Source organism: Pseudonocardia sp. DxW (genome assembly GCF_058448985.1).
Genome location: NZ_JBZFLK010000011.1, coordinates 39,162 through 55,519 on the forward strand (window position 1 = coordinate 39,162; position 16,358 = coordinate 55,519).

Consider the following 16,358-nt stretch of genomic DNA (forward strand, 5'->3'; position numbering starts at 1 on the left):
GTAGCTCACTACAGGTCAAGGTTCGGGGCGGGGCTCAGGCCGGCGCGTGCAGGGCGAACCAGAGCTCGGCCCGCACCCCGGGGGAGTCGAGGTCGCGGCCCAGCAGTGCGCCGGCCTTCTCGATCCGGGAGCGCAGCGTGTGCCGGTGCACGCCCAGCCGGGCCGCGGCCGGATCCCACTGCCCGTGGTGGGCGAGCCACTCGCGCAGCGAGGCGACCAGGTCGCCGCGGCGCTCGGTGTCGTGCCGCACCAGCGGGGCGAGCACCGACTCGGCGAACGCGGCCGCGTCCTCCGGGATCACCAGCGCGGACAGGCCGCTGCCGGCCAGGTCGGAGAACCGGATCACCGCGCGGTCCCGGCGTTCGGCGGCGTCCAGCGCCCGCCCCGCCTCCCGCAGCGCCCGGCCGAGGTGGGTCACCGGCGCCGGATCGGAGATCCCGGCCCGCACCCCGCGGACCTGGGCGGCGAGGCTCAGCACGGGCTCCACCGCGTCCGCACCGACGATCGTGGCGACCTGCCCGTCCAGCTCGGCGTGGAACCCGACCGACGCCCGTTCGAGCGCGTCGACCAGCACGTCCAGCCGGCCCGCGGCGGGCCGCCCGCCGAGCGCGATCGCGACCAGGTCGCCGTCGGGCAGCGCGCCCCAGGTGTCGGCGAGCACCCGGTCGGCGCCGCAGTCGGGCAGCGTGGCGAGGCTGCGCAGCACCGCGGTGCGCAGCCGCTGCTCGGCCCGCCCGGCCGCGGCGGTGCGCGCGTGCGCCAGGGTCAGCACCGACACCGCCGAGCCGATCACCTGCCGGTCGACCGGGCTGAACTGCCGGTTCCGTCCGACCACGAGCACCGCCGGGCCGATCAGCCGGACCGGCTGCAGCACGACCTGCCCGTCACCGGCGGACACGGTCACGCTGGACGGGCCGGAGTGCTCGCGGACCCGGGTGATCTCGCCGGCCAGTGCGACCGCCCGCCGGGACGCCTGGCGCGGCGCGGCGTGCCGGACCCGGTCGTCGGCGTCGGAGACCAGCACCCACGCCTCCAGGCGTTCCGCGAGCCGGTCCAGCACCCGGCCGGTGCTCTCGGCGCGGTCGTCCCCGAGCGCGGCCGCGGTGAGCGCCCGCTGGGCCTCGTCGGTGCGCACCACCTCGGCGTACCGTTCGGCCGCGCGGGCCTCGGTGACCGCCCTGGTCAACGCCAGGAACGGGGTGCGCTCGGGCACCTCGATCAGCGGCAGCCCCTCGTGCTCGCAGGCCGCGGCGACCGCCGGGAGGTGCTCGTCGTGCCCCAGCCCGGTGCCGAACCCGAGCGCCGCGAGCCCGTGCGCGGCGACCCGCCGGACGTAGGCGGCCGGATCGGCGGCCGGCCCCAGGCCGGTGGTGAGCAGCAGCTCGCCGCCGTCGAGGTACGGGGTGGGATCGGACAGCTCCGACGAGTGCACCCAGGAGATACGACGATCCAGATCCGCGGCGGGACACGCGGGCCGCAGACCGAGGCTGCGGTCGGTACACAGATCCCGCAGCGTGACCGGCACGGGTCCCCCTGACATGTTGGAGTGTCGCGAACGCTGAACTAGACGATCAGGACACTACCGCGACCCGGTGTCGTGGATCACGCTGTCCGGCACGGATCGTCGTCGAAGGGAAGTTCGAGCGTGACCACTGCCGAGAGGAGCGCAGGCGGAACGAGCCTGGGCTCTGCGCCGCGTTACGTCGGGACGAGCCTGCCCCGCAAGGAGGACCCGGCACTGCTGACCGGCCGGGCGACCTGGACCGACGACATCAGCCCGCCGGGGACGCTGCACCTGGCCGTCGTCCGCAGCCCGTTCCCGCACGCGAAGATCGTGTCGATCGACACCGCCGCCGCGCGCGAGCAGGAGGGCGTCCGGGCCGTCTACACCGCCGAGGACGTCGACCACGAGTTCCTCGCCGGCATCCCCTGCGGCTGGCCGGTCACCGAGGACATCAAGATCCCCGATCACCGCCCGCTGGCCCGCGAGGAGGTCAACCACGTCGGCGACGGCGTCGCCGTGGTCCTCGCCTCCAGCGCGCGCGCCGCCCGGGACGCCGCCGACCTGGTCGAGGTCGAGTACGACGAGCTGCCCGCCGTCGTCGACATGGCCGACGCGCTGGCCGACGACGCCCCGCTGGTGCACACCGAGCTGGGCACCAACCACTGCTACACCTGGCCGCTCGCCACCGGCGACGTCGACGCCGCGTTCGCCGAGGCCGACGTCGTGGTCTCCGGGCGGTACCTGCAGCAGCGGGTGATCGCCTCGCCGATGGAGCCGCGCGCCGTGGTCTGCGTGCCGGACCAGGTCGGCGGCGGGTTCACCGTCTACACCGCCACCCAGGTCCCGCACTTCGTCCGCGACATCCTGGCCGCGGTCACCGGGATCGCCGACACCAAGATCCGGGTGATCGCCCCGGACGTCGGCGGCGGCTTCGGCGCCAAGCTCAACGTCTACGCCGAGGAGTTCCTCGCGCTCGTCCTCGCCCGCAAGCTCGGCGCGCCGGTCAAGTGGACCGAGACCCGCTCCGAGCACCACCAGGCCACCACGCACGGCCGCGGGCAGATCCAGGACATCTCGGTCGCCGCCACCTCCGACGGCAAGATCCTCGGGATGAAGATCGAGCTGCTCGCCGACATGGGCGCCTACCTGCAGCTCCTCACCCCGGGCATCGCCGTGTTCGGCGCCTTCACCTTCTGCGGGCTCTACGACTTCGGCAGCTACTCCTTCACCTGCCGCGGCGTGTTCACCAACCTCACCCCGACCGACGCCTACCGCGGCGCCGGCCGCTCCGAGGCCGCCTACGGCCACGAGCGGATCATGGACGACCTGGCCCGCGAGCTGGGCATGGACGCCGCCGAGGTGCGGCTGCGCAACCTGCACCCCAAGTTCGACGAGCCGCGCACCGTCCCGTCCGGCGTCCAGTACGACTCCGGCGACTACGAGACCTGCATGCGCAAGGCGATGGAGCTCGTCGACTACGAGAAGCTGCGCGAGGAGCAGCGGACCCGGCGCGAGTCCGGCGACGCCGTGCAGATCGGCATCGGCTTCGGCAACTTCACCGAGTCCGGCGGCCTGTCGCCGTCCAAGGTGGCGGCCGGGGTGCGGCTGCAGTCCGGCGGCTGGGAGCAGGCCACCGTCCGGATGACGACCAGCGGCAAGGTCGAGGTCGTCACCGGCACCTCGCCGCACGGGCAGGGCCACGAGACCGCCTGGTCGCAGATCGTCGCCGACCAGCTCGGCGTGCACCCCGACGACGTCGAGGTGCTGCACGGCGACACCCTGATCGCGCCGTTCGGGCGCGACACCTACGGCTCGCGCAGCCTCGCCGTCGGCGGCACCGCCGTGCACCTGGCCGCCGGGAAGGTGCTGGACAAGGCGATGCTGATCGCCGCGCACCTGCTGGAGGCCGATGAGAAGGACCTCGAGTTCGAGGCCGGCCGGTTCCAGGTCGCCGGCACCGCCGGCCCGTCGGTGACCATCCAGGAGGTCGCCGGGGCCGCCTCGCTGGCCGCGAACCTGCCCGACGGCATGGAGCCCAACCTGACCGCCGACTCGGCGTTCGACCCGCCGAACTTCACCTGGCCGTTCGGCACGCACGTCTGCGTGACCGAGGTCGACACCGAGACCGGCTTCACCCGGATCCGCCGCTACGTCGCCGTCGACGACTGCGGCGTCGTGGTGAACCCGACGATCGTCGAGGGCCAGCTGCACGGCGGCATCGCCCAGGGCATCGGCCAGGCGCTCTACGAGCACGCCACGTTCGACGACGCCGGCAACCCGACCGCGGGCAACCTGGCGTCCTACACCGTGCCCGCGGCGACCGACCTGCCGCACTTCGAGCTGGAGCAGACCGTCACGCCGTCGCCGACGAACCCGATGGGGGTCAAGGGGATCGGCGAGTCCGGCGCGATCGGCTCGTCCCCGGCGGTGGTGAACGCGGTGATCGACGCCGTCGCGCACCTCGGGGTCACCCACGTCGACATGCCCGCGACGCCGCAGGCCGTCTGGCGGGCGATCAAGCAGGCGAGCGAGCAGACTGCCTGAACCCGTAAGGAGGAGGCCGGACATGGTGGCCATCAACTGCGACATGGGCGAGTCGTTCTCGATCTACCACTGCGGCGACGACGAGGGGCTGATGCCCTACGTGACCGTCGCCAACGTGGCGTGCGGGTTCCACGCGTCCGATCCCCGGGTGATGACCCGGACCGTGAAGCTCGCCAAGCGGCACGGGGTCAGGGTCGGCGCGCACCCGTCACTGCCCGACCGCGAGGGCTTCGGCCGGCGTGAGATGAAGATGGACCGGGAGGAGCTGACCGCCGCCGTCGTGTACCAGATCGGCGCGCTGTCGGGCTTCCTGCGTGCCGAGGGCATGGACCTCAACCACGTGAAGGTGCACGGGTCGCTCTACGGGATGTCCTCCCGTGACCCGGAGGTGGCGCAGGCGATCGCGGACGCCGCGGACGTCTTCGGCGCACCCCTGATGGGGATGGTCGGCACCGTGCACGAGCAGGTGTGGGGCGACCGCGCCGCCGGGTTCATCGCCGAGTACTACGCCGATCTCGACTACCGCGACGACGGCTCGCTGATCATCACCCGGGAGCACCAGGCGTTCGACCCGGTGCGGTCCGCGGAGCGCGCGCTGCGCGCGGTCACCGAGGGGAAGGCGACCTCGGAGAACGGCAAGGAGCTCACCGTGCGCGCCGACTCGGTGTGCGTGCACTCCGACACCCCGAACGCGGTGGAGCTGGCCGAGGCCGTCCACGCCGCGCTGAAATCCCACCTGAACTGAGGAGTTCGTACGTGCCCCGTCATGAGGTCGTCTCCCCGATCCCCGGCGTCTTCTACCGCCGTCCCGACCCGGACAGCCCGCCGTTCGCCGAGGACGGCAGCACCGTCACCGACGACCAGGCCGTCGGCCTGGTCGAGGTCATGAAGTCGTTCCACCAGATCCCGGCCGGCGTGTCCGGCACGCTCGTCGAGTTCCTGGTCGGCGACGAGGACGAGGTGGACGCCGGCCAGCCGGTGGCGGTCGTCGAGATCGGCTGAGGGGTCCCGGATGAGAAAGCTGCTCGTCGCCAACCGCGGCGAGATCGCCGTCCGCATCATCAGAGCCGCCCGCGACCTGGGGATATCCACGGTCGCGGTGGCCTCGAAGGCGGACGGCGACGCGCTGCACACCCGGCTGGCCGACACCTCGGTCGAGATCGGCCCGTCGCCGGCGTCGAAGTCCTACCTGGTCACCGACGCCATCCTGGCCGCGGCGAAGGAGACCGGGGCGGACGCCGTGCACCCCGGCTACGGCTTCCTGTCCGAGCGGGCGTCGTTCGCGACGGCCGTCGCCGACGCCGGGCTGACCTTCGTCGGCCCGGCCGGCTCGGTGATCGAGCGGATGGGCGACAAGGTCGCCGCCCGCGAGGTCGCCCGGGCCGCCGGGGTCCCGACGGTGCCCGGCACCCCCGGCGGCGTCGCCGACGCCGACGCGGCGGTCGAGGCGGCCCGCGAGACCGGCTACCCGGTGATGCTCAAGGCCGCCGCCGGCGGCGGCGGGCGCGGCATCCGGGTGGTGCAGGACGAGGCCGGCCTGCGCAGCGCGTTCGGGCAGGCGTCCACCGAGGCCCAGAAGGCGTTCGGCGACGGCACCATGTACCTGGAGCGGTTCGTCGAGCGCGCCCGGCACGTCGAGGTCCAGGTGCTCGGCGACGGCTCCGACGCGGTGCACCTGTTCGAGCGGGAGTGCTCGCTGCAGCGGCGCCGGCAGAAGGTCGTCGAGGAGGCGGTGTCCCCGGGCATCTCCGCGGCCACCCGGGAAGCCATGACGACCGCCGCGGTCGACCTGTGCCGGGAGGTCGGCTACACCTCGGCGGGCACCGTCGAGTTCCTGGTCGACGACACGACGGGGGAGTTCTTCTTCATCGAGATGAACACCCGGATCCAGGTCGAGCACCCGACGACCGAGCTGGTCACCGGGATCGACCTGGTCGCCGAGCAGCTGCGGATCGCCGCCGGCGAGCCGCTGCGGTTCAGCCAGGACCGGATCGAGCGGCGCGGGCACGCCATCGAGTACCGGGTCAACGCCGAGGACCCCACCAAGGACTTCATGCCCCAGCCCGGCCCGGTCGGCCGGATCACCCTGCCCGCCGGGCCGTGGGTGCGCTGCGACACCTGGCTCGAACCCGACGCGGCCGTCCCGCCCTACTACGACTCGCTGCTGGCCAAGGTCGTCGTGTGGGGCATCGACCGCGACGAGGCGCTGGCCCGGTCCCGCCGCGCGCTGGACGAGTTCACCGTCGCCGGCATCCCGACCACCGTCGGGCTGCTCCGCGAGCTCGTCGACGAGCCGTGGGTCGGCGCGGCCGACTTCCACACCGGGACCCTCGAACAGTGGCTGGCCGAACGGAAGGAGACCTGATGAGCGCCCGCTACAGCTGGGGCGGCGACGAGTTCGTGTTCGTCGAGCTGGCCGAGGAGATGAGCCTGCAGGCCAACTTCAAGGCCGTCGCGATCACCAACCTGCTGCAGGAGGAACGGCCGGACGGTATCCTGGAGATCTGCCCGGCGAACGCGTCCTACCAGGTGCGCTACGACCCCGACGTGCTGGAGCCGCACGGGTTCCTGACCCACCTCAAGGAGCTCGAGGCGCGGGTCGGCGACGCGCTGGGCGTCACCCTGAACTGCCGGGTCGTCGAGATCCCGGTGCTCTACCAGGACCCGTGGACCACCGAGACGCTGCTGCGCTTCCGGGACCGCCACCAGGACCCGGACGCCACCGACATCGAGTACGCGGCCCGCATCAACGGCTACGCCGGCGTCGACGAGTTCATCGCCGCGCACTCCGGCTCCCCGTGGTTCACCTCGATGGTCGGGTTCGTCGCCGGGCTGCCGTTCAAGTACCAGATGGTGCCCCGCGAGCGGCAGATCGTCGTCCCCAAGTACCTGCGGCCGCGCACCGACACCCCGAAGCAGACCGTCGGTTACGGCGGCTGCTTCTCCTGCATCTACTCGGTGCGCGGGGCGGGCGGCTACCAGATGTTCGGCATCACCCCGGCCCCGATCTACGACCCGCGCCAGACCAAGCCGGACTTCACCGAGCACAAGGTGTTCATGCGGCCCGGTGACATGGTCAAGTTCCGGCCGATCGACCGGGACGAGTACGACGACGCCGAGGCGAAGGCCGAGGCGGGGGAGTACCGCATCACCACCCGGCCGGTCGAGTTCGACCTGCAGCCGTTCCTGGACGACCCGGACGGCTACAACAAGCGCCTGCTGGAGGTCCTGACGTGAGCGCGACGACGTCGATCGAGGTCCGCAAGCCCGGCCTGTCCACCACGGTGCAGGACGGCGGCCGGTCGGGCTACTACCACCTGGGCATCCCGCCGTCGGGCGCGCTGGACCAGTACTCGCTCGCCGCGGCGAACGCGCTGGTCGGCAACTCGCCCGACGACGCCGTGCTCGAGATCGTCTACATGGGCCCGGAGCTGCGCTTCACCGGACCGGCCGTGGTCGCCGTGACCGGTGCGGCGATCGCGCCGCGGGTGAACGGGGAGGCCCGGCCGCAGTGGGAGTCGTTCGCCGTCGCCGAGGGCGACGTGCTCGACTTCGACTACCTCAAGTCCGGTGCGCGGGCCTACCTGGCCGTGTCCGGCGGCCTGGACACCCGGGTCGACCTGGGCAGCCACTCCACCTACGTGATCGGCTCGCTGGGCGGGGTGGACGGCCGCCCGATCGCCGAGGGCGACGTGCTGCCGATCGGCTCCGGCGGGTCCGGGCGGGCCGGCCTGGTGGTGCCCGAGGACCTGCGGACGTCGACGTCCAAGGACGTCGAGGTGCGCGTCGTGATGGGCCTCTACGACCACCGGCTCACCGACGCCGGCCGGGCCACCTTCCTGGACACCACCTGGACGCTGACCCCGGTCGCCGACCGGATGGGCTTCCGCTACGCCGGTGGGCAGCTGGAGACGGTCGACCGGGAGCCGCCGTTCGGGGCCGGGCAGGACCCGTCGAACATCGTGGACTCGCCGTACCCGATCGGCTCCATCCAGGTGCCGGGCGGCGTGGAGCCGATCATCCTGCACCGCGACGCGGTGTCCGGCGGCGGCTACATGATGGTGGCGACAGTGATCTCCGGGGATCTCGACGTGGTCGCCCAGTCGGCGCCGCGGACCCGCACCCGGTTCGTCGAGGTCGACCTGGAGACCGCGCTGGGGCTGCGCGCCGAGCGGAAGGACCGCCTCGCCCGGCTGTACGCGGCGCTGACCTGACGGCCCCGGTTCCGCCGGACCGAGGTATGTGACTCACCCGTCCGGGGTGGCCGAACGCGATCATCTGGTCCAGACTCGACGCTCGGTCGTACCGGAACATCGCGGGGAGGCGGTCGGCGCACCATGGGCAGGCACCGGAGCACGGCGGGCACGAGCCTGGCCCGGAGGATCCTCGCGGTCGCGATCCCCGCGATCGGCGCGGTCGCGCTCGCCGCGGCCGTGGTGCTCGGGTCCGGGCCGGACCGGCCCGCCGACCGTGCCCCGGAGCCGGACACGTCCGCGCCCGAGCCGGGCACGACCGCAGGCACCCCCGACGGGATCCCGGCCGCGCCCGACGCCACGGGTGCACCGGGTCCCGCGCTCGCCGCCGGGGAGGCGGCCGGCGCCGCCGCGACCGCGCCGGCCGCCGTGGGCCGGGGCGCCGGGGGATCCGCAGCGGGTCCGGCCGGCTCGGGTACCGCCGGCTCGGGTACCGCCGGCTCGGGTTCTGCGGACGCGGGCGCCGGGGGATCCGGCGGGTCGGGATCCGGCTCGGGTACTGCCGGTGCCGGTGCCGGTGCCGGTGCCGGTGCCGGTCCGGCCGGCACCGGTCCCGCGGGTCCGGCTGCCGCGGGCTCTGCGGGCTCCGGTGGCCAGGGTTCTCCCGGTACCGGCCCGGCTGCCGCGGGCGCTGCCGGTGCGGGCTCAGCCGGTGCGGGCACTGCCGGTACTGGCCCTGCCGGGACTGGCCCTGCCGGCCCGGGTGCGGGCCCCGCCGCACCGGGCCGCGACCGCACACCCCCGCCGGCGCCGCAGCCCCGGACCGAACCCGCCCCGGTCGTCCCGCAGCAGCGCTCGGCCGACCCGGCACCATCGCGCAGCGCCACCCCACCCGGCAGCGCACCCCGTCAGCGCGCCGACCGCCCCGGCCGGGACACCCGCGACGAGGTCCGGCAGAAGGTTCGCGGCGCGGGCGAGAGCGGCGCCCTGCTCCGGCTCCGGCTGAAGCTGCAGGAGTCCGCGGAGCTCGACGTGCGGGTCCCCGGCCCGGCGCTCTCGCTGATCCCGGACTGACCCCCGGCCGGGCAGCGCACCCACCCGTTCGGCGCATGACCGCGGCGCACCCCGCCCGTCATCGTGATCAGCATGATTGGTCCGATCGGCCGTACTGATTGCTCCTGATGGCGCCACGCCATCGCCTGCCCGAGTCCCACGGCGCCGCTCCCCGGGCCGGGCACACCCGGCCGCGCCGCGGCCCGGGCCGTCCCGGACCGTGGCGGACGGTCCTGTACGGCGGGATCCCGCTGCTGCTGGTGACGGTCGCCGTCGTCGCGAGCCTGCTCACCGGCCGCGCCGCACCGGCCGACGAGCGGATCGGGGACAGCGTGCCGATCCCGACGTTCGCCGACCGGCCCCCGGCCGTCGCGGACGGCCCGGAGCCGACACCGGGCCCGTCCCGGACGGCCCCGCCCCGCACCACGGCCCCGCGCGGCGCGGTGCCCGGCGAGGCGATCCTGGCCGGCGATCCGGCCGCCCGCGCCGCGGGCGACGCCGTCCGCGCGGTCACCGTGCGGGCCGCCGCCGAGGAGCGTGCGGCGGAGCAGGCCCGCCAGGAACGGGAACGGGCCGCGCAGCAGCGCCGGGCCGCCGAGGAGGAGCTCCGCCGGGAACGGGCCCGGACCGCGGCGGAGCCACCCCCACCCGCCGGACCGGCCCCGGCCGAGCCCGATCCGCCCGTCCCCACCGAGCCCGAGCCGGCACCGCCCGCCCCGGCCGGGCCCGAACCGGCGGAGCCGCCCGGCCCGGGCTCCGACCGGCTCGCGCCGACCGGCGACGGCCCCGCGAACCCGCCGGGGGAGCAGCCCGGGGCCACCGGAGAGTGACCAGCCATCCGGGCGGTCGCGGTCCGGCCGCGCGCCCGCCATCATCGACGGATCCGTTGAGCTGTTCGGACCAGCCGGAGGGACGCTGATGGGCGGACGTCACCGCGCGCGGCGGGTACGCCGCGCCCCGACCCGCCGCGCGCTGCTCGAGGCGCTGCCGGTCGTCGTCGCGGCGGCCGCGGCGGTGGTCGCCCTGGTCACGGTGGTCGTCGGCGGCGGGCTGCTCACCGGTGTCGGCGCCCCCGCGCTCACCCAGGGGGCAGGCGTCGGGGGCCCGGCCGTGCTGGTCCCGCGTGCGGCACCGGTGCTGCACCTCCCCGCCACCGACGCGGTCGCCACGGCCGCCGGTGACGCGGTGCGTGCCGCGGCCCGGCAGGACAGCCGCGGGCCCGCCGCGGCCGCCGGCTGCGACCTCGACGGCCCACCCCGGTTCGACGACCCGGCCGATCCGCACCGGATCACCAACCGCGACTGCGGCTACCTCGACGAGCAGGGCCGGGAGCGCTCGCACGATCCGTGGATCGACGCTCAGCTCCTCGACGCCACCGGAAACTGAACCGGAGCCGACCCGGTGTTTCGCCCCGGACCGTTCGGGATACGGAGTCGGGGACGGGAGGCGATCACGATGACCGGACGGCATCGAACACCCACCACACCGGGCCACCGCGCCCTGCTCGGCACGGTCCCGCTGCTCGGCGGAGCCGGCGTCGCCGCAGGTCTGCTGGCCGGTGCCGCACCGGGGGACAGCCCGGCGCCCGCCCCGGCCGCGGCGACCCTGCCGGTGGCCGAGGCCGAGATCGAGCCCGCCGCGGGACCGCCCGGCACGGCCGCGGCACCGGTCACCGGGACCGGCACCGCGGGCCCCGGCGCCCTCCCGGGCCGCGGCGAGCTGCTGATGGACGCGGTGGGGGGCGCCCGCGATGCGACGCAGGCCCGGCAGTCGATGGACGCGCAGGCCGCCGCCGAGGTGAGCACCGTGGCCGAACAGCTGCGCGCCCAGGCCGAGGAGCGGGCCGCCCAGGCCCGCGCCGCCGGTGACGCCGAGTTCGCCGCCTACCACGAGGCGCAGGCCGAGCAGCAGCGGTCGGCCGGCTCGTCCCGGCCGGTCGTCCCGGCACCGCTGGACGCCGACCGCACCGGCGATCCCGTCGCGGACCCGGGTGCCACCTGCACGTCGTCGGACCTGCTGCGGCTCGGGCCGGTCGCGCTGGCCGGGCCGGACGATCCGGACTGCGAGCTGGACCCGTGGGTCGCCGGTCAGGTCGAGGACAGCCTGGACCGGATGCGCTGAGGCGCTACTCCAGCACGGTCAGCCCGAGCGCGGCGCAGATCGCCGCGGCCTGACCGGGCGAGACGACCGCGCCGCGCAGCTCCCGCGGGGTGTCCGGGGTGATCTCGCCCAGGTCGCTGGTGCGCAGGTCGGCCTGGTCCAGCCGGGCCGCCCGCAGCACGGTCCCGCGCAGCCGGCACCGGTCGAAGACCACCGTCCGCAGGTCGGCACCGGACAGATCGGCCTCGGACAGGTCGCACCCGCTGACCCGCAGCCCGCGCAGCGCGAGATCGCCGAGATCGGCGATCTGCAGGTTGCACCCGGACAGCACGAACGACGCGGCGAGCCCGCGCACGCCGCGCAGCACGGCACCGATCATCCGGCACCCCTCGAAGCGGGTGTCCCCGAGCAGCGCGCCGGCGAACCGCGCGCCCGACAGGTCCACCCCGTCCAGCACGGCGTCGGTCAGGTCCGCCTCCCGCAGGTCGGCCCCGGCCAGCGAGGTCCCCGAGATCCGGGCCCGGTCCAATCGCGCACCGCGCAGGTCCGCCCCGGCCAGCGAGCCGCCGCGCAGCTGCAGCCCGGCCAGGTCGACCTCCCGCAGATCGCCCTCCGGCAGGTCGGGATCGTGCACCGGCTCCCCGGACCGGACGGCGGCGATGAGTGTCTCGGCGGTCGTCACCCCGGCAGCCTGGCACGGCCCACCGACCGGTCCGGCGCTCAGGTCGCCGGTGGCGCGTCCGGCCCGACCGGGAAGCAGCGGACCGGCTGGGCGTTCGCCGGGTCGAGCGCGTTGGTGATGTGCTGCAGGGTGACCGGGTCGAACGCGACCGCGACGTGCTCGGCCAGGTTCGCCGGGCAGCCCTCCTGCAGCACGATGTTCGTCGCGCCGTCCATCAGCCCGGAGGTGTACGGGACGACCAGCTCGTCGTACCGGGTCAGGATCATCGTGTAGGTGACGCCGTCCACCCGCGGCCCGCCACCGGAGTTCAGCTCGGTCAGGAAGTCCGATCCGCGCAGGAACTGCCGGCACGAGGCGCACAGCGGATCCAGCACCAGCCCGATCGCCGGGCCGAGCCCGAGCTGCTGCCCGGTGCGGTTGAGGAACGCCAGCCCGGCGGTGTTCGTGCCGTCCCACAGCGGGGTGAGACCGACGTAGCGGTCGACGACCTCGGCCCCGCCGAGGAACTTCACCCAGTGGTTCGGCATCAGCGAGCCCTCGGAGTGGCCGACGACGTCGACCTTCTCCGCGCCGGTCGCGTCCAGCACCCGGTCGACGAACCCGGCCAGCTCCCGCGCGCTGTCCTCCATCGGCGCCAGCCCACCGACCTGGGTCAGCGGCGGCGGGGCCAGCGGATTGCGGCCGTAGGTCAGCGAGAACACGCAGTGCCCGCGCGCGGCGAGCTGCGGGGCGACGTAGGCCCAGTTGTTCGCCTGGTTCGCCGACAGCCCGTGCACCAGCACCACCGGGTTCGGGTGCTCCGCGGTCGGCGTGCAGGTCCAGTCGTTGGAGCCCGGCGGCGGCGGATCGATCAGGTCCGTCAGCGGGTCGGTCAGCCGGCCGGGAAGCTGTGCGGGCACCGCCGGGGCGGCCTGCGCGGGGGTCACCATCGCCGTGCCGACCACCAGGGTCGCCAGCGCGATCGACGCGATCGCACCCCATCGCCGCCGGTTCATCGCTGCCGCCTCCTCGCGTCCGTGTTACCGGTGGGTACAACGACCGGTGACGGGAAGGGATGCGCGCTGCTCCGGACGGGTGGCCGGATACGACACCCGCGGCACCGGCCACACCCGGCGTGGCTGGGTTACGCTGTGCCGGTGACGTCCTCCACCGCGCCCGCGGTCCGGGCCCCGACCTGGGCGGAAGCCGTGCGGTACGCGGCGGGCAGCATGGCGGTCGACGGGCTGGAGATCGACCGGGACGGGCAGGCCCTGCTCGACGCGGTCGCCCGCGAGGAGCTGACCGTCGACGAGGCGGTCGGGCAGGTGCTCGCCCGCTACCGGTGAGCCTCGATCCGTACCTCGATCTCGAACACGGCGTCCTCCGCAACCGGCTCGGCATCACCGACGCGGCCGAGCTCGCCGCGGTCGAACGGCGCCTCTCGGCCCTGCGCATCGCCGGGATCGAACGCTCCCCGGTGCCCGGCGGCTACGACCTGGCGCATCTGCAGCACGTGCACTGGCGGATCTTCTCCGACGTCTACCCCTGGGCCGGCACCCTCCGCACGGTCACCCTGGCCCGCAGCGGCCGCCCGTTCTGCGCGCCGGAGCTGATCCGCCACACCGCCGACGGGATCTTCGCCCGGCTCGCCGCCGGGGGCCCCTGGCGCGGCCGGGACCGCGCCGCGGTGCTCGACGGTCTCACCACCCTGCTCGCCGAGCTGAACGACCTGCACCCGTTCCGCGAGGGCAACGGCCGCGCCCAGCGGACCTTCCTGGGGCAGCTCGCCCGGGAGGCCGGCCGGCCGCTGTCCTGGGACGGCCAGGACACGGTCACCGCCGCGGCCGCCGCCCGGGCCGCCGCGGCCGGGGACCGGGCACCGCTGCGCGCACTGCTCGACCGCGCTCTCGCGCCCTGAGCTCACCGCCGGTCCGGCTCGAACACCCCGTCCCGCAGCTCCGGCACCGCGGTCCCGGCGTCCAGCTCCGCGGCCACCTCGACGTCGTCGCCGAACCCGATGGCGGCCAGCTCCCGCCCGCTCGCGCAGCCGGGCAGCATCCCGGCCGGGTCGGCGAGCACCGGCCCGGCCGCGGCGGCCGCCGCGGCCGCCTCGGGGGAGCGGCCGTCGGCGGGCAGCGCCGCGATCAGCGCCCCCGCGCCCCACAGGTCCTCCACGGCCGGGCGCAGCGACCCGTCCGGCCACCGCTCGCCCGCGGCGACCACGGTGATCCGCAGGCCGCGCTCCAGCAGCGGGCGGATCCGGTCCGCGGCGGCCGCCCGGTTCCGCAGCGACACCCCGAGCACCGGCCCGCGCGCCGCGGCGGCGATCGCGGAACCGTTGGGCGAGGGCAGCACCAGCCGCTGCAGCCCGGCCGCGGCCCGGACGGTGCCGGGGGACAGGCTGACCTCGCCCGGCCCGGCCGCCGAGCGCGGGACGGCCAGGGTCGCCCGGTGCGCCCGCGCGAGATCCGCCGCGCGCCCGTCGCACCACCGGCACGGGACGACCGGCACGCCGCGGTCCGCCGCGACCGACAGCGTCGTGCTGAAGCTCAGCACGTCGACGGCCACCAGCAGGTCGCCGGCGGTGGCGGCGGCGCCGACCGGTCCCCAGTCGAACCGGATCCGGTGGCCGTCCTGGCCGTGCACGCCGGACATCGCTGGTCCCCCCGACGGAGTGGTGCGTACCGGCGCCCGGACGCGACGATCTGGACCCTATCGGAACGAAACGCTCGTCCCGGACGCTGTCGCGATGGGCAACGACCAGACCTTCGTCAAGGCGCTGGGCCGGGCGGACGTGCTCGCCGTCGGCTTCGGCGCGATGATCGGCTTCGGCTGGGTCGTACTGGCCGGCGAGTGGGTGAGCGGTGCCGGGACCGCGGGTGCCGCGCTCGCCTTCGTGCTCGGCGGGTCGGTGATGGCCGTCGTCGGACTCACCTACGCCGAGCTGGTGTCGGCGCTGCCGAAGGCCGGCGGCGAGCACCACTACGTGCTGCGCGCGCTGGGATCGCGCTGGGCGTTCGTCGCGTCCTGGGCGATGGTGCTCGGCTACCTGTCGGTCGTCGCGTTCGAGGCCGTCGCGCTGCCCGAGACGGCGCTGTACCTGTTCCCCGATCTCAACGCCGGCCTGCTGTGGACGGTCGCCGGCTACGACGTGTACGCCACCTGGGCGCTGGTCGGGATCGTCGGCGCCGTCGTCACCACCTGGCTGAACTACGTGGGGATCCGGCCGGCCGCCGTCGCCCAGACGATCGCGGTCGCGTTCCTGGTGGGCGTCGGGATCGTGATGCTGACCGGCACCGTCGTCGGCGGCAGCGCCGCGACCGCGGAGCCCTGGCTCACCGGCGGGTTCGCCGGCATCCTCGGGGTGCTGGTGGCGGTGCCGTTCCTGTTCGTCGGCTTCGACGTCATCCCGCAGTCCGCCGAGGAGATCGACCTGCCCGAGCGGCACATCGGACGGCTGCTGGTGGTGTCGGTGCTGATGGCGATCGCGTTCTACGTGGTCATCGTGGTCGGGACCGGGTTCGCACTCGGCGACGACGCGCTGGGCGGCTCCCAGCTCGCCGCCGCCGACGCCATGGGTGTCCTGTGGGGGCATCCGGCGTTCGGGACGCTGCTCGTGCTCGGCGGCATCGCCGGCATCCTGACCAGCTGGAACGCCTTCCTGATCGGGGCGAGCAGGCTGGTCTACGCGATGGCGGCGTCCGGCATGCTGCCGCGCTGGTTCGCGTTCGTGCACCCGCGGTTCCGCACGCCGACGCACGCGATCCTGTTCATCGGCGGGCTGTCGGTGCTCGCGCCGCTGTTCGGCGACAACATGCTGACCTGGCTGGTGAACGCGGGCGGCCTCACCATCACGATGGGCTTCACCATGGTCGCGGTGACCTTCCTGGTGCTGCGCCGCCGCGAGCCCGGGCTGGTGCGGCCGTTCCGGGTGCGCGGCGGCCCGGTGATCGGGACGACCGCCGCCGTGGCGAGCCTGGTGCTGCTGTCGCTCTACCTGCCCGGGATGCCGGCCGCGCTCGGCCTGCCGGAGTGGACGATCGTCGGCACCTGGTGGCTCGCCGGGCTCTACTTCCTGACCCGCTTCCCGGAGACCGGCCCCGGCCCCGACGCCGAGAGCCGCCTCGTCGCCGCGACCGGCCGCTGAGCCGCCACCGCCCCGCGCGGCCGCCGTCCGCACGGGATCGCGGCGTCCGCACGGGATCCGATCCCGTGCGAACCGGACGAACCCGTGCGAACCCGGGTGAAGCGCCGCGCCCCCGATGTGACCTTCGGCGGGTGGGGTGCGACCGCGGGCCGGTGG

The 16,358-nt window shown here is 75.0% G+C and carries 17 protein-coding genes; 13 read left to right on the plus strand and 4 right to left on the minus strand.

Annotation, left to right across the window (positions count from 1 at the left end; translation table 11 throughout):
• Window positions 1-34: 34 nt before the first annotated feature.
• On the minus strand, window positions 35-1,540 hold the full coding sequence (locus tag ACVJO7_RS18185) for a PucR family transcriptional regulator (RefSeq protein ID WP_491673871.1): 1,506 nt from the start codon (window positions 1,538-1,540) through the stop codon (window positions 35-37).
• 105 nt (window positions 1,541-1,645) lie between these two features.
• Here ACVJO7_RS18185 and ACVJO7_RS18190 point away from each other — a divergent pair, with 105 nt between their 5' ends.
• The 10 genes from ACVJO7_RS18190 (at window position 1,646) to ACVJO7_RS18235 (ending at window position 11,415) form a co-directional block, all read left to right on the plus strand.
• Window positions 1,646-4,048, plus strand: a complete 2,403-nt coding sequence (locus tag ACVJO7_RS18190) for a xanthine dehydrogenase family protein molybdopterin-binding subunit (protein WP_491673872.1) — start codon at window positions 1,646-1,648, stop codon at window positions 4,046-4,048.
• A gap of 22 nt (window positions 4,049-4,070) precedes the next feature.
• Window positions 4,071-4,793, plus strand: a complete 723-nt coding sequence (locus ACVJO7_RS18195) for a LamB/YcsF family protein (protein ID WP_344017580.1) — start codon at window positions 4,071-4,073, stop codon at window positions 4,791-4,793.
• Window positions 4,794-4,804: 11 nt separating this feature from the next.
• A complete protein-coding gene (locus tag ACVJO7_RS18200; RefSeq protein WP_344017581.1) occupies window positions 4,805-5,050 on the plus strand; it encodes an acetyl-CoA carboxylase in 246 nt (81 codons plus the stop codon).
• A gap of 10 nt (window positions 5,051-5,060) precedes the next feature.
• On the plus strand, window positions 5,061-6,413 hold the full coding sequence (locus ACVJO7_RS18205; RefSeq protein ID WP_491673873.1) for an acetyl-CoA carboxylase biotin carboxylase subunit: 1,353 nt from the start codon (window positions 5,061-5,063) through the stop codon (window positions 6,411-6,413).
• Window positions 6,413-7,285 (plus strand): 5-oxoprolinase subunit B family protein, encoded by an 873-nt coding sequence (locus tag ACVJO7_RS18210; protein WP_344017583.1) that lies wholly within the window; start codon window positions 6,413-6,415, stop codon window positions 7,283-7,285. The genes ACVJO7_RS18205 and ACVJO7_RS18210 overlap by 1 nt, the downstream gene beginning before the upstream one ends.
• On the plus strand, window positions 7,282-8,262 hold the full coding sequence (locus ACVJO7_RS18215) for a 5-oxoprolinase subunit C family protein (protein ID WP_491673874.1): 981 nt from the start codon (window positions 7,282-7,284) through the stop codon (window positions 8,260-8,262). Before ACVJO7_RS18210 ends, ACVJO7_RS18215 begins: the two co-directional genes overlap by 4 nt.
• Window positions 8,263-8,385: 123 nt before the next feature.
• The gene (locus ACVJO7_RS18220) at window positions 8,386-9,315 is read left to right on the plus strand and encodes a hypothetical protein (RefSeq protein WP_491673875.1); all 930 of its coding nucleotides are present in this window, start codon (window positions 8,386-8,388) and stop codon (window positions 9,313-9,315) included.
• A 107-nt stretch (window positions 9,316-9,422) separates the two neighbouring features.
• The gene (locus ACVJO7_RS18225; RefSeq protein ID WP_491673876.1) at window positions 9,423-10,124 is read left to right on the plus strand and encodes a hypothetical protein; all 702 of its coding nucleotides are present in this window, start codon (window positions 9,423-9,425) and stop codon (window positions 10,122-10,124) included.
• An 88-nt stretch (window positions 10,125-10,212) separates the two neighbouring features.
• Complete coding sequence (locus ACVJO7_RS18230; protein ID WP_491673877.1) at window positions 10,213-10,680, plus strand: hypothetical protein; 468 nt, start codon at window positions 10,213-10,215, stop codon at window positions 10,678-10,680.
• Between the two features lie 69 nt (window positions 10,681-10,749).
• Entirely contained in the window at window positions 10,750-11,415 is a 666-nt protein-coding gene (locus ACVJO7_RS18235) for a hypothetical protein (RefSeq protein ID WP_491673878.1), read from the plus strand.
• A gap of 4 nt (window positions 11,416-11,419) precedes the next feature.
• Here the strand turns inward: ACVJO7_RS18235 and ACVJO7_RS18240 are convergent, their stop codons facing one another.
• Together ACVJO7_RS18240 and ACVJO7_RS18245 are read right to left on the minus strand one after the other, a co-directional pair.
• Entirely contained in the window at window positions 11,420-12,076 is a 657-nt protein-coding gene (locus tag ACVJO7_RS18240; RefSeq protein WP_344017590.1) for a pentapeptide repeat-containing protein, read from the minus strand.
• 38 nt (window positions 12,077-12,114) lie between these two features.
• Window positions 12,115-13,071, minus strand: coding sequence for an esterase/lipase family protein (locus ACVJO7_RS18245; RefSeq protein WP_491673879.1), 957 nt, complete (start codon window positions 13,069-13,071; stop codon window positions 12,115-12,117).
• A gap of 141 nt (window positions 13,072-13,212) precedes the next feature.
• On the opposite strand from ACVJO7_RS18245, the gene ACVJO7_RS18250 reads away from it, so the two are divergent.
• Both ACVJO7_RS18250 and ACVJO7_RS18255 read left to right on the plus strand, forming a co-directional pair.
• On the plus strand, window positions 13,213-13,401 hold the full coding sequence (locus ACVJO7_RS18250; protein ID WP_491673880.1) for an antitoxin VbhA family protein: 189 nt from the start codon (window positions 13,213-13,215) through the stop codon (window positions 13,399-13,401).
• A complete protein-coding gene (locus ACVJO7_RS18255; protein ID WP_491673881.1) occupies window positions 13,398-13,973 on the plus strand; it encodes a Fic/DOC family protein in 576 nt (191 codons plus the stop codon). The genes ACVJO7_RS18250 and ACVJO7_RS18255 overlap by 4 nt, the downstream gene beginning before the upstream one ends.
• 2 nt (window positions 13,974-13,975) lie before the next feature.
• Here the strand turns inward: ACVJO7_RS18255 and ACVJO7_RS18260 are convergent, their stop codons facing one another.
• Window positions 13,976-14,710, minus strand: coding sequence for a 2-phosphosulfolactate phosphatase (locus ACVJO7_RS18260; protein WP_491673882.1), 735 nt, complete (start codon window positions 14,708-14,710; stop codon window positions 13,976-13,978).
• Window positions 14,711-14,804: 94 nt separating this feature from the next.
• Between ACVJO7_RS18260 and ACVJO7_RS18265 the strand changes: the two genes are divergently transcribed.
• Complete coding sequence (locus ACVJO7_RS18265) at window positions 14,805-16,202, plus strand: APC family permease (protein ID WP_491673883.1); 1,398 nt, start codon at window positions 14,805-14,807, stop codon at window positions 16,200-16,202.
• Window positions 16,203-16,358: the final 156 nt, after the last annotated feature.

What these genes read in the sequence shown, in the direction of transcription:
- ACVJO7_RS18220 (WP_491673875.1), top strand. Translation starts at nt 8,386, where the DNA reads ATGGGCAGGCACCGGAGCACGGCGGGCACGAGCCTGGCCCGGAGGATC.
- ACVJO7_RS18195 (WP_344017580.1), top strand. Translation starts at nt 4,071, where the DNA reads ATGGTGGCCATCAACTGCGACATGGGCGAGTCGTTCTCGATCTACCAC.
- ACVJO7_RS18260 (WP_491673882.1), bottom strand. Translation starts at nt 14,710, where the DNA reads ATGTCCGGCGTGCACGGCCAGGACGGCCACCGGATCCGGTTCGACTGG.
- ACVJO7_RS18265 (WP_491673883.1), top strand. Translation starts at nt 14,805, where the DNA reads ATGGGCAACGACCAGACCTTCGTCAAGGCGCTGGGCCGGGCGGACGTG.
- ACVJO7_RS18235 (WP_491673878.1), top strand. Translation starts at nt 10,750, where the DNA reads ATGACCGGACGGCATCGAACACCCACCACACCGGGCCACCGCGCCCTG.
- ACVJO7_RS18230 (WP_491673877.1), top strand. Translation starts at nt 10,213, where the DNA reads ATGGGCGGACGTCACCGCGCGCGGCGGGTACGCCGCGCCCCGACCCGC.
- ACVJO7_RS18245 (WP_491673879.1), bottom strand. Translation starts at nt 13,071, where the DNA reads ATGAACCGGCGGCGATGGGGTGCGATCGCGTCGATCGCGCTGGCGACC.
- ACVJO7_RS18185 (WP_491673871.1), bottom strand. Translation starts at nt 1,540, where the DNA reads ATGTCAGGGGGACCCGTGCCGGTCACGCTGCGGGATCTGTGTACCGAC.
- ACVJO7_RS18205 (WP_491673873.1), top strand. Translation starts at nt 5,061, where the DNA reads ATGAGAAAGCTGCTCGTCGCCAACCGCGGCGAGATCGCCGTCCGCATC.
- ACVJO7_RS18210 (WP_344017583.1), top strand. Translation starts at nt 6,413, where the DNA reads ATGAGCGCCCGCTACAGCTGGGGCGGCGACGAGTTCGTGTTCGTCGAG.
- ACVJO7_RS18225 (WP_491673876.1), top strand. Translation starts at nt 9,423, where the DNA reads ATGGCGCCACGCCATCGCCTGCCCGAGTCCCACGGCGCCGCTCCCCGG.